The organism is Microvirga lenta, assembly GCF_020532555.1.
Taxonomy (GTDB): Bacteria; Pseudomonadota; Alphaproteobacteria; order Rhizobiales; family Beijerinckiaceae; genus Microvirga; species Microvirga lenta.
This window is the reverse complement of the sequence record NZ_JAJBBR010000008.1, coordinates 288,907-300,427: the sequence shown is the minus strand read 5'-3', so window position 1 is coordinate 300,427 and position 11,521 is coordinate 288,907. Positions and strand designations below refer to the sequence as shown.

The following is an 11,521-nucleotide window of genomic DNA, read 5'->3' as shown; positions in this document are numbered from 1 at the left end:
CTGGACATAGGGCCTCGATCAGTTCTGGAAACCTGCCACGGTTTTAATCGCGAATGTATAGGCGATTGCAACCTCCTCCAGCCTGTCGAACCGGCCGGAGGCGCCGCCATGGCCGGCATCCATGTTGAGCCTGAGCAGGATCGGGCCGCCGCCGGTCGCGGTGGAGCGAAGCTTCGCCACCCATTTGGCCGGCTCCCAATAGGTCACCCGCGGATCGGTGAGGCCGGCGAGCGCCAGGATGGCCGGATAGGCCTGGGGCTTCACATTGTCGTAAGGGGAGTAGGACAGGATCGTGCGGAAGGCGGCCTCGTCGGCGGCCGGGTTGCCCCATTCCGGCCATTCCGGCGGGGTGAGGGGGAGATCCGCGTCGAGCATGGTGTTGAGCACGTCCACGAACGGCACCTCGGCCACGATGCCGGCGAACAGGTTCGGCGCCAGATTGGCGACCGCGCCCATGAGCATGCCGCCCGCGCTGCCCCCATGGGCCACGATGCGCCCGCGCGCGGTGTAGCCCGCCGCGATCAGCGCCTCGCCGCAGGCGATGAAGTCCGTGAAGGTGTTCGTCTTCTTCTCGCGCTTGCCGTCGAGATACCAGCGCCAGCCCTTCTCCGTGCCGCCGCGGATATGGGCGATGGCATAGACGAAGCCGCGATCGACCAGCGAGAGGATGCCCGTGCGGAAGCTCGCCGACATGGACATGCCGTAGGAGCCGTAGCCGTAGAGCAGGCAGGGCGCCGTGCCGTCGAGGGCGATCTCGCGCCGGTGGACGATGGAGATCGGAACCTGCTCGCCGTCGGGCGCGGTCGCGAACAGGCGGCGCGTCACATAATCGGCGGGGTTGTGCCCGCTCGGCACTTCCTGCCGCTTCCGCAGGGTCCGCTCCGCCGTGCGCAGGTCGTAGTCGTAGACTTCCGTCGGCGTGGTGAGGGACGAGTAGCGGTAGCGGATCGTGTCGGTGTCGAACTCGTAGCCGGGATCGACCCCGAGGGAATAGGTGTCCTCCTCGAAGGCGATGGTCTCCTCGCGGCCGGTCGCGATCTCGCGCAGGACGATGCGGGGATTGGCGTTCTCCCGCTCGAGGCGCACGAGATAGCGCGCGAGCGCCATGACGAAGAGGATCATCACGCCCGGCCGGTAGGGAACGAGGTCGCGCCAATGGGCGCGCCCGGGCGTCGCGACCGGCGCCGTGACGATCTTGAAGTCCTCGGCCCCGTCCGCATTGGTCAGGATGATCAGGCTGTCGCCGTGATGCTCCACGTCGTATTGCAGCTTCGGCGTGCGCGGCTCGACCAGGCGCGGCGTCGCCGTCGGGTCGGTCCTGTCGATGAGATAGACCTCCGACGTCTCGTGGTCGCTCGCCTCGATCAGCACGAAGGCGTCGGACTGCGTCACGCCGAGCTTGACGAAGAAGCCGGGGTCCTTCTCCTCGTAGATCACCGCGTCCTGATCGGCCGGCGTGCCGAGCATGTGGCGCCTGACGCGCACGGGACGGTGGTTCTCGTCGAGTTCGACATAGTAGAAGCCCGACGAGTCGTTGAGCCAGACGGCGCCGCCGGAGGTGTGGGGCACTTCGTCGGCGAAATTCTCGCCGCTCTCAAGATCTCGCACGCGCAGGGTGAAGTATTCGGAGCCCTTGACGTCGGAGCCCCAGACCATCAGGCGGTGGTCGGGAGAGTGATCCGCGCCGCCGAGGTCGAAGAAGGCGTGGCCGTCCGCCTCCTTGTCCCCGTCGAGCATGATCGTCTCCGCGCCGCCGTCGCGCGGCATGCGGCAGACGAGGGGATGCTGTCCGCCCTCGCGGTAGCGGGTGAAATAGGAATAGGGCCCGTCCGGCTGAGGCACGGAGGAATCGTCCTCCTTGATGCGGCCGCGCATTTCCGCAACGAGACGCTGCTGGAACGCCTCCGTGCCCGCGAAGGCCGCCGCCGTGTAGGCGTTCTCCCGTTCCAGGTATTCGCGAATCGACGAATCGAGCGCCTGCGGGTTCTTGAGCACGTCCTTCCAGTTTTCAGCCTTCAGCCAGGCGTAGTCGTCCCGGATCCGCTCGCCATGAAGCTCGAAGACATGGGGTTTCGCCGGGGCGGCGGGGGCGGGCGGAAGCACAGGAGAAGGAAGGCGCTCGAGCTTCATGAAACCATCCAGATCGTGACGTTAAGGAATACGGGACCGGCACCCATATATAACACCGATTAACCGGTGACAGTCCCGCCCGATGCTGCGAAGCGGGCGAAGGAACGGAAGAGAACGATAAATAGCTACTTCTTCTGGTCCGGATGCCGGACATGAGCTTAGCCAGCACGTGACCTATGGTTAAAAGCAGGAGCTGTAAACAAGCGGTCTTTATTGCGTTCACGAAGATGATACAGAGTTTTCCAAAGTTTTCCTTTTGAACATCTTGTAATCCGGTGAATTTTGCCATACCTGAGCGGTCAGGCACGTTTTATGCGTGATTACAGTGCGGTTCGATGATGAGGCAAGCATAGCCTCGGAAAAGACTGCTCAAAATATGGGCTTAAAAGCTTTTTTGAGTTGTTCTAAAGAACCGGAAAGGAACAAAATCAAAATGAGCGACAACATCGCTACATCGAACTATATCGAGCTGGCGGCAGACATCGTTTCGGCCTACGTGAGCAACAACTCCGTTCCGTCGGGCGAACTCCCGAACCTGATCAACGATATCCATTCGGCTCTTCTGCGTGTCGGGGGCGGCGCGATCGAGGTGCCGGCCGAGGCTCCGAAGCCCGCCGTTCCGGTGAAGAAGTCCGTCACTCCGGACTACATCGTCTGCCTGGAGGACGGTAAGAAGTTCAAGTCGTTGAAGCGTCACCTGCGGACGCAGTACAACATGACTCCTGAGCAGTACCGCGAGAAGTGGGGCCTGCCCGTCGATTACCCGATGGTCGCTCCCAACTACGCGAAGGCCCGCTCGGAGCTCGCGAAGGAAATGGGTCTCGGTCAGCAGCGCCGCAAGCGCCGCTCCTCCCGCGGCTGATCCTTAACGAATACTTTAAATCAGCCGCCCCACGGGCGGCTTTTTTGTTATGCGGGCCGTGCGGCGTCCGCATCGCCGCCGTTGTTGCGCGCGAACCTGATCCGGTAGGCGGCCGGGCTCGTGCCCAGGCGGGCGCGGAAGTGGTGGCGCAGGGCCGCCGCCGAGCCGAAGCCCGATGCCGCCGCGATGGCGTCGATGGAATGCGTCGTCGTCTCCAGCAGCTCGCGGGCGCGCAGGAGCCGCGCCGTCAGCAGCCACTCCCCCGGCGGCATTCCCGTCGCCGCCTTGAAGCGCCGCAGGAAGGTGCGAAGGCTCATGCCGGCCTCGACGGCGAGCTCCGCCACCGGCTGCTCCTCGGTCAGGCGCGAGCGCATGCGGTCGAAGAGCGGCCCGAAGCGCACGCCCTCCCGGGCCGGAGGCACCGGGCGCTCGACGAACTGGGCCTGCCCGCCTTCCCGGTGCGGCGGCACCACGAGACGCCGCGCGATGCGGTTGGCGATCTCGGGTCCGAAATCGTGGCGCACCACGTGCAGGCACAGATCGATGCCCGCCGCGCTGCCGGCGGAGGTGAGCACGCTGCCTTCATCCACGTAAAGAACGTTCGGCTCCACTTGGATGTCGGGATAGGCGGCGGAAAGCTGCTCCGCGTAATGCCAGTGGGTCGTCGCCTTCCTGCCGGAGAGCAGACCCGCGGCCGCGAGAACGAAGACACCCGAGCAGATCGACATCAGCCGCGCGCCGCGCGCATGGGCCCGCCTGAGGCTCTCGATCAGCGCGGGCGGAACGGGCTCCGCCATGGCGCCGCGCCACCCCGGGATGACGATGGTGCCCGCATCCTCCAGCAGCTCCAGCCCGCCATCGGCGATGACATGGAAGCCGCCCGTGGCCCGCAGCGGGCCCGGCTCGATGGCGCAGACCGCGAAGCGATACCAGTCCGGTCCCATCTCGGGACGCGGCAGGCCGAACACTTCCGTGGCGATGCCGAATTCAAAAGTGCACAGCCGGTCATAGGCGAGGGCGACGACGAGACGGTTTGGCATGATTTGAACGCTTGTTGGCATGAGTGCCACTTTTCACCTTAGCTCCGGCGCGGAAATCTGGCAGCGGCTTTTCCACAGGGAGATTGCAATGCCAGTCAGTTCCGTCGCCGCCGTCGTCGCGGCCTCACCCGCCCAGGCCGCCGAGCATTTCGCGCGCCGTCTTTCCCTGGAGACCGACTGCGCCGACGTCCACGACGCCATGCAGAGCGGCACGGTCGATTTCGTGCTGCTCGACGTGCGCGGCCCGAACGCCTATCTGCGCGGGCACGTGCCGGGCGCGATCAACCTTCCGCACCGGCAGATCACGGCGGAGACGCTGGCGGCATGGCCGCGCGACGCGCTCTTCGTGGTCTATTGCGCCGGTCCCCACTGCAACGGGGCCGACCGCGCGGCCTTGAAGCTGGCGACCCTCGGCCGTTCCGTCAAACTCATGCTGGGCGGCATGACGGGCTGGGCCGACGAGGGCTTCGCCTTCGCCCATGGCAGCGAACCCGGAACGCCCTCGGCCACCACCGCCGCATGAGAATCGGATGCGCCCTTCGCCGAGCGGCAAGGGCGCGTTCGTTCTCCGGCACGGTTCGGGAGGGAGTTATCCTCGCTATCAACACCGCCCATGAATCGCCGTTGACAGGTAGGAATGATGGCCCACTATCAAGGGCGGAGGGACTCGTCCCTCCGTTTAGTTATTTTAGGAACAAATCATGAACAAAAAAGGCGATTGCTCAGACGAGACGATTTCGAAGAAGCCCGATCCCGCCGCCGGGCGGAGCCGCCGGGCGGGCCGGAGGCGCGACGGCGAGGGACGGGCGAGGGAGCCTTCCAACCTGCGCCGCAACGACCTGCTGGCGAAGGAGGCGCAGCGCCTGCTGAGCGCCCTCGGGCTGCCGGAGGCGCGGGTTCTGCTCGACCCCACCGACGACAAGGACGTGATCCTCCAGCGCAGGAGGGCAGGGGTCTCCGTGGGGGCGGGCCGGTTCTCCCGCGCGGCGGCCGATGCCCTGCAGCGGCACGATCTCGCCTGCTGGGAGAAGGCGAAGACCGGGCAGACGACCCTGTGCCTGACCGAAGCGGGGCGCGCGCATCTGCGCCGCGCCGAGGCGCCGGAGCCGGACGCCGCCTTCTTCCATCAGCACCGGGAGACGGCGCTGGTCGCCATGGAGACGGAGACCGGGATGCAGCGGGTGCGGGTCGACACGGACGAGAGCCCCCTCGACTGGCTGCGCCGCCGCAAGGGCCGCGACGGGCAGCCGCTGATCGACGAGGCGTCGTATCAGGCGGGCGAGCGCCTGCGGACCGACATCATGCTCGCCGGGATGCTGCCGAGCGTGACGGCGCGCTGGGACGCGATGCCCCGCAGCGGCGGTCCGTCCTCGCCCTCCGATGCCTCGGACCGCATGGTGGCGGCGCGCCAGCGGATCCGGCACGCCTTCGACGCGGTCGGCGCCGATTTCGCCGACCTGCTCATGGATCTCTGCGGCTTCCTCAAGGGGCTGGAGGTGATCGAGCGCGAACGGCACTGGCCGCCACGCTCCGCCAAGATCGTGCTGCGCATGGCGCTGGCGCGACTCGCCGAGCATTACGGCATCGAGGCCGCCGCGCAGGGCCCCGCCGCATCGCGGGGCATCCGCACCTGGAAGGCGGTGGTGATCGAGGGCGGGCGGACCTGACCTCAAAGTCTGGCCCATGAAGGCGCGGCGCGATTTCCCTCCCCCTTGTGGGGAGGGCCAGGGTGGGGGTGCCGGCGCAGGACTGGAACCAGGATGGTGCCCACACCCCCACCTCCAACTCCTCCCCACAAGGGGGAGGAGAGCAGCGCGGCGCTTCCGGTGAGGCTCAAGATTCGTGGGGGAGGGCTATCGGCGCTTCATGAGCGAGACTCCGAGGAGCCGCGTCGGCGGCGTCTCGAAGGCCTCATCCTGAGGCGGCCAGCGCCGCCTGCGCGTCGTGGCGGATGCGCTCGACCATGGATCTGACGCCGTTCGACCGTTGCGGCGTCAGATGCTCCGACAGGCCGAGTTCCTTGAACAGGGCGAGGGCGTCGGTGGAGAGGGCGTCCGCCGGGGTCTTGCCGCTGTAGAGGGAGATCAGCAGGGCCACGAGGCCGCGCACGATATGGGCGTCGCTGTCGCCCACGAGCCGCAGCACCGGCTTGTCGCCCTGGGTCGGGTCGAGCTGCGTCACGAGCCAGACCTGGCTGGCGCAGCCCTGCACCTTGTTGGCGTCCGTATGGGCCTCCTCGGCCAGCGGCTCCATCTGGCGGCCGAGCTCGATGATGTAGCGGTAGCGCTCTTCCCAGTCGTCGAGCAGCTCGAAATTGGAGACGATCTCGTCAATTGACGGCAGCATGGCATCCCTATCGTGTCTGCCGCTCATATAGTCATGGCGGGCCGCTTTGGCGATGGCGGCAGGCGCGCAAAGGCGCGCTTCAGCGTAAGGAAGGGTGGCGCTCGCCCGGCTGGAGGGTGTCGGTCGGCCCGGAAGGGGCCGGGGCGCCGAGGCCCGAGGTGGTGAGGATCTTCTCGATCACCGCCTGCTTGGCCCTGTCGGGCAGGGCCTGCCACACGGTTTCGAGCCGGTCGGGCGTCAGGGGAGGGGCCGCTTCCGCGTCGTCCTCGTTTCCGCCCTTCGACCAGCCGAGAAGGGCCTCGAGGGAGGCGGGCATGTCGCTGCGCTCGCGCACGGGCGAATAGTAGAAGATCGCTCCGACGATGAGGATGAAACGCAGAATGGAGAACATGGCCGGCTGCTGATTGCCCTGGGCGGGAGATGACGCGCAGCATCATAACGTGCCCGCCCGCCGCCGCGTAGGACCTCCGGCGACAACCTGCGGACAGGATGAACAAAGGGTTAAACCGGCGCGAGTGCCGTTAAGCTGTTGAGGAACCATGCCAAAACCGGGTGTCCCGCAGGCGGTGCCGTTCCTTGTGGACTGCCTGCGGGACCCGGGTGCGGGGCTGCCGCCGGTCCCTTTAGGGTTCGCTTAAGCGGCCTCTGTCAGGGTCCGGTCCAGTGAAGACGGGGAGCGGAAACGCCTTGCAAACGGACCTCACAGGCAACTGGACCGATGAATGGCTCTCCGGGCTCGTCCATCGTTCGGCTCTGGCCGTTCCCGCCGAGCGTCTGCGTCAGGAGCGGTTCGTCGTCGGCCGCATGGCGACGTCCCTGGTGGCCATGGCGGGCCTACCCCTGTCCCTGCTGGGGGAGGTGGCGCCCGAGCTTCTCGATTACTGGGCCATCCTGATTCTCGCGCCTCTCGCATCCGTGTTCGTCCTCTCCCGCTGGGGGCGGCTCGGCACGGCCCAGGCCGTGATGTCCGCGGCCCTGACCTTCTTCGTCGCCAAGGCCATGGCGGCGGGCGGCGGACCGCTTCTCCTCGCCCTGCCGGCCCTGCTCGCGGTGCCGCTGGAGGCCGCCTCGTCCGGCTCGCGCCGGGGCTTTCTCGCCGCCTGCCTCCTCGCCCTGCTGGGCCTTCCCCTGACCCTCCTTCTCCAGAATTACGGCATGGCCGGCCAGAGCCTGCCTGCCGGGGCCGTGTTCGCCATCGCGGGGGCGGTGGCGTTCGGGCATGTCCTGTCCCGTCTCGTGTCGGACCGGACGGTTGCGGCGCTGCTCGGCACGGGCGCCGATGCGGGCGCGGAGCGCGATGCGCAGACCCTGCTCGCCATCGACGACCTCGTCACCTGGCATGACGGCAACGGCATCGTCCTGCGTTCCAACGGCGCCTGTACGCGCCTGCTCGGCGCATCGCCGTCCTCGATCCACGGCAACGGCCTGTTCACGCGCATCCACGTCGCCGACAGGCCCGCCTTCCTGAAGGCGATCAGCGACGCCGCCAACGGCAGCGGCTTCGCGGTCGCGCAGCTGCGCGTGCAGACGGGCGAGGGTCCGTCCCAGTCCACGATCTGGATCGAGATGCGCGCGAACCGGCTCGTCCTGCCGGGCGACGACCGCTGCGCCGCCGTAGCGGTGATCCGCGACATCACCGAGCATCGCCGCCATGCGGAGGAGCTCGACGCCATGCGCCGCGAGGCGGTGAGCGCCAGCGAGGGCCGCGCCCAGCTCCTCGCCACTGTCAGCCACGAGATGCGCACGCCGCTCAACGCCATCATCGGCTATTCCGAAATCCTCATGGGCAAGGGCGGGCCGATCCTGCTCGACCGGCGCGAGGGCTACGCGCAGATCATCAATCAATCGAGCCAGCACATGCTGGGCGTGGTCAACACGCTGCTCGACCTCTCGGCCATCGAGGCCGGGCACTACAATCTCGCCTTCGAGACCATCGACCTCGCGGAGCTGATCGGCGAATGCTGCACGGTCATGGCGCTGCCCGCGGAGCAGGGCGGGATCGTGCTCAAGCAGGAGCTGGCGCCCGGCCTGCCTGCGCTCGTGGCCGACCGGCGCGCCTGCCGGCAGATCCTGCTGAACCTGCTCTCCAACGCGGTGAAGTTCACGCCGCAGGGCGGGCAGGTGACCGTGGAGGTGCGGCACGAGGCCGATGCCGTCACCCTCGCGGTGCGCGACACGGGCGTGGGCGTGGCGCAGGACGAGCTTCCGCGACTCGGCATGCCGTTCTATCAAGGCTCGACGCGCGCCCGCCCGGAAAAGGGCAACGGCCTCGGCCTTTCCGTGGTGCGCGGTCTCGTGACCCTGCATCAGGGCCGGCTGCGCATTTCCAGCGCGCCCGGCAACGGGACCTGCGTGAAGATCAGCCTGCCGGTCGACGCGCACCGCGCCGCTGCCGCCAAGGGACTTGTCCCGGCAGCCAAGCGCCCTGAATCCGACGTGATCGTTCTCAAGACGGGATGACCTCTCTTGCGTGAAGCCCTAGCCGCCCGCTCCGACGATGATTTCATGATCTCCGCGCCCGTGCGGAGGAGATCGGCCGTGAAGCGCAAGCCGAAGACGCCGAGCCTGTCCTCGCGCCTGTTGTCGCTGGCCCTGCAGCATCCCCGCCGCATCCTGGGGACGCTGATCCTGGGCGGGTGCGGCACCTACATCGCCTGGAACGCTCTCGTGCTTCAGACGGCCCATCACCCCGCGCCGCTCTTCAACCAGAGCCCCGAGGCGCCGCAGGCCGCGCAGCCGCTGCCGGCGGCACATCCCATGGCGGCTCCGTCCCAGGCGCAGGCGGAGACGGCGCCGCAGACGTTCGAGGCGGCTCCCGCTCCTGCGGCGTCGCCCTCCGTCGCCGTGCCCATGCCGCCCTCGCGCAGCGCCATCACGGATCTGATCCGCAACAACGGTCAGCCGGGCGCCGTTTCCCAGCCGTCCCCGCGTGCCGCGCCCGCTCCGGCGCCTGCGCCGCCAGCGAAGGTCGCGGCCGCTCCGTCCAGGGCGCCGCTCGTGCGCGATCCCATCGCGGAGATCATCCGCATGGGCGGCCCGGTTCCGATGCCGCCCGCCAATGTGGGACACAGCGACAACGGCGACGTGGTGCTCTCCGGCCAGCGTGCGCTCGCCAAGCTCGGGTTCAACATCAAGGTCGACGGCATCATGGGTTCGGAGACGCGCCACGCCATCGAGCGCTTCGAACAGGACCGCAACCTGCCGGTGACGGGCGAGCTCAATGCCCGCACGATCCGCGAGCTGTCCGCCGCCTCCGGCATCGCGGTCCCGTAGTGGCGCGCCTTCGTTCCGACTTCTGGGTCTCGGCCTATCTGCGCCGCTGCGGCGTGGAGGGGATCGAGGCCGCCCTGCGCCGTCGCGGCGCGGCGGAGGCCGGGGCCATCTTCGTGAAGGTGGATCGTCTCGACGGCACCGCGAGCCTCTACGGTCCCGCGCCGCAGCTCTTCCTCGATGATTCCGGCGAGCGCCTGTTCGTCCCGGTGCTGCAGGACGTGACGCCGCTCGATGTGGAGGAACGGGTGCAGCGGGAGCTGCGCTTCGATTCCGATCTCTGGCTGGTCGAGGTGGACGACCGCGACGGAAGGCATTTCCTCGATCTCGCGCCCGACATCTGAGGCCTTCACCGGCATCCGTGAGCCCTCCTTCGAGACGCAGACTTCGTCTGCTCCTCAGGATGAGGGTGGAGTTTGGTTGCGACCGTCGTGGATGTGGCTGTGATGGCGCGACCTCATTCCCTCCCCCTTGTGGGGAGGGCCAGGGTGGGGGTGCCGGCGCCACATCCTGAAGCCTTAGCGCCCACACCCCCACCTCCACCTCCTCCCCACAAGGGGGAGGAGAGCAGGCTGGCGCCTTCGACGGGCCCCGAACTCCGTGGGGAGGAGAGCAACGCGGCGCTTCCGGCGAGACTCGAGATCCGGGAGGACAGCAACGCGAGGCATGATGAGCATCGAGCGCTGAAACGGGCTGTCAGGGATCTGCGTTGGTCTGTCCCCGTTGCGCCAGGGCCGCGAAGGCGCGGCGATCGACTTGCGCATCCGCGAGCGCCCGCTGCGTGGCCTCGCTCCAGGACAGGGCCTGCACATCCAGGATCGATTCCACGAGCGCGAGCGCCACGGGACTCGGAACGTCGCGCACGATGCGCGCCAGCGCCTTGAGCGCCGACAGGGGATGCGAGAGCGCCGGATGCAGGGCGATGAAGACGCGCGCGGCATCCTTGTGCGCGAAACCGAGAGCCTTCAGGCCGAGGGCGAGAAGTCCGTGGCGGCCGATCTGCAGACAGCACCAATCGGTTGCGGGCGGAAAGCCGAGGGCCGCGTTCATCAGGCATTCGAGGCGCCGCGCATCGCCTTCCTTTGCGGCATCGAGGAACTCGCCCATGTCGTGCTGCGTCAGCACGAAGGTCAGCTTCGCACGCCGATGCGCGAGCGAGGCCGCGATCCTGTTCCTGATCTGCGCACGGCGCTCGGGTGATGCGGAGAGATAGAGCGCCGCCTCCTGCGCGCAGGCGAGATCGCTGCGCGCAAGGAGAAGGGCCGCGAGGGCAGGGCGGTGCTGCGCGCGGCGCACGAGGGCGTCGAAAGCAGGCTCCGCCGGAACGAAGCCCGCATTGGCGGCCAGACGGTCGTCGATGTCGTCCTCGTGCAGGACGAGAAGGCGCTCCGCGAGAGCCGGCTCGATGTCCGAGCGGGAGGCCAGCCGCATCCGCCCCTCCCGTGTCGCGAGGCGCTTGTCCCCCTGTGGCGAGGGCAGGCGAGCGGCACCTTTGAGAACGATGTCCCGCGCCTGCGGCGAATGGCGCGCGAGATGGTCGAGCACGGAAGCGGGCGTGTCCTCGCAGGCGGCGAGAATGCGCGCGATCTCGACCAGGGTGGCGTGGCTCACCATCGGCAGGAAGCCGAGCGCCAGCATCTCGAAGGTCTCGATCATCTCCCGGTCGCGGACGGGCGCCGCGACGAACATCTCCGCATTGGCCTTCAGGAGGGCCGCACGCGCATCGGTGCCGTTGGTCTCCGCCATGTCGAGACCCGACAGATCCGGCCGGCGGTCCGGCGAAGCAAGGGACGCCATCACTCAACTCTACTCACGCAACTGAGCCGGAAGCTTAGAGAATGTCCGTTAGCGCATCTTTAACCAGCCCCTCCAG

Annotated in this window: 11 protein-coding genes; 6 read left to right on the top strand and 5 right to left on the bottom strand. The window is 67.9% G+C overall.

From position 1 onward, the window contains the following. Nucleotides 1-18: 18 nt before the first annotated feature. A complete protein-coding gene (locus tag LGR44_RS14190; protein WP_226741349.1) occupies nt 19-2,130 on the bottom strand; it encodes a S9 family peptidase in 2,112 nt (703 codons plus the stop codon). A gap of 433 nt (nt 2,131-2,563) precedes the next feature. On the opposite strand from LGR44_RS14190, the gene LGR44_RS14185 reads away from it, so the two are divergent. Next, a complete protein-coding gene (locus tag LGR44_RS14185; RefSeq protein WP_226741348.1) occupies nt 2,564-2,992 on the top strand; it encodes a MucR family transcriptional regulator in 429 nt (142 codons plus the stop codon). 47 nt (nt 2,993-3,039) lie between these two features. On the opposite strand, the gene ftrA is transcribed toward LGR44_RS14185, so the two are convergent. After that, the gene (gene ftrA, locus LGR44_RS14180) at nt 3,040-4,053 is read right to left on the bottom strand and encodes a transcriptional regulator FtrA (protein ID WP_226741347.1); all 1,014 of its coding nucleotides are present in this window, start codon (nt 4,051-4,053) and stop codon (nt 3,040-3,042) included. A 67-nt stretch (nt 4,054-4,120) separates the two neighbouring features. Between ftrA and LGR44_RS14175 the strand changes: the two genes are divergently transcribed. Together LGR44_RS14175 and LGR44_RS14170 are read left to right on the top strand one after the other, a co-directional pair. Next, the gene (locus tag LGR44_RS14175) at nt 4,121-4,555 is read left to right on the top strand and encodes a rhodanese-like domain-containing protein (protein ID WP_226741346.1); all 435 of its coding nucleotides are present in this window, start codon (nt 4,121-4,123) and stop codon (nt 4,553-4,555) included. Between the two features lie 178 nt (nt 4,556-4,733). Then, nucleotides 4,734-5,699 (top strand): DUF6456 domain-containing protein, encoded by a 966-nt coding sequence (locus LGR44_RS14170; protein ID WP_226741345.1) that lies wholly within the window; start codon nt 4,734-4,736, stop codon nt 5,697-5,699. Nucleotides 5,700-5,943: 244 nt separating this feature from the next. Here LGR44_RS14170 and LGR44_RS14165 read toward each other — a convergent pair whose 3' ends face one another. Beyond that, entirely contained in the window at nt 5,944-6,378 is a 435-nt protein-coding gene (locus LGR44_RS14165; protein ID WP_226741344.1) for a SufE family protein, read from the bottom strand. A 79-nt stretch (nt 6,379-6,457) separates the two neighbouring features. After that, nucleotides 6,458-6,769: a hypothetical protein gene (locus LGR44_RS14160; RefSeq protein ID WP_226741343.1), complete on the bottom strand. Its 312-nt coding sequence runs from the start codon at nt 6,767-6,769 to the stop codon at nt 6,458-6,460. Between the two features lie 296 nt (nt 6,770-7,065). On the opposite strand from LGR44_RS14160, the gene LGR44_RS14155 reads away from it, so the two are divergent. The 3 genes from LGR44_RS14155 to LGR44_RS14145 all read left to right on the top strand — a co-directional run bounded on the left by LGR44_RS14155 (nt 7,066) and on the right by LGR44_RS14145 (nt 9,992). Beyond that, a complete protein-coding gene (locus tag LGR44_RS14155; protein ID WP_226741342.1) occupies nt 7,066-8,838 on the top strand; it encodes a sensor histidine kinase in 1,773 nt (590 codons plus the stop codon). A gap of 78 nt (nt 8,839-8,916) precedes the next feature. Next, a complete protein-coding gene (locus tag LGR44_RS21970; RefSeq protein WP_226741341.1) occupies nt 8,917-9,651 on the top strand; it encodes a peptidoglycan-binding domain-containing protein in 735 nt (244 codons plus the stop codon). Further along, nucleotides 9,651-9,992, top strand: a complete 342-nt coding sequence (locus LGR44_RS14145) for a DUF1491 family protein (RefSeq protein ID WP_226741340.1) — start codon at nt 9,651-9,653, stop codon at nt 9,990-9,992. Before LGR44_RS21970 ends, LGR44_RS14145 begins: the two co-directional genes overlap by 1 nt. A gap of 352 nt (nt 9,993-10,344) precedes the next feature. Here LGR44_RS14145 and LGR44_RS14140 read toward each other — a convergent pair whose 3' ends face one another. Next, nucleotides 10,345-11,445, bottom strand: coding sequence for a hypothetical protein (locus tag LGR44_RS14140; RefSeq protein WP_226741339.1), 1,101 nt, complete (start codon nt 11,443-11,445; stop codon nt 10,345-10,347). Nucleotides 11,446-11,521 lie beyond the last annotated feature (76 nt).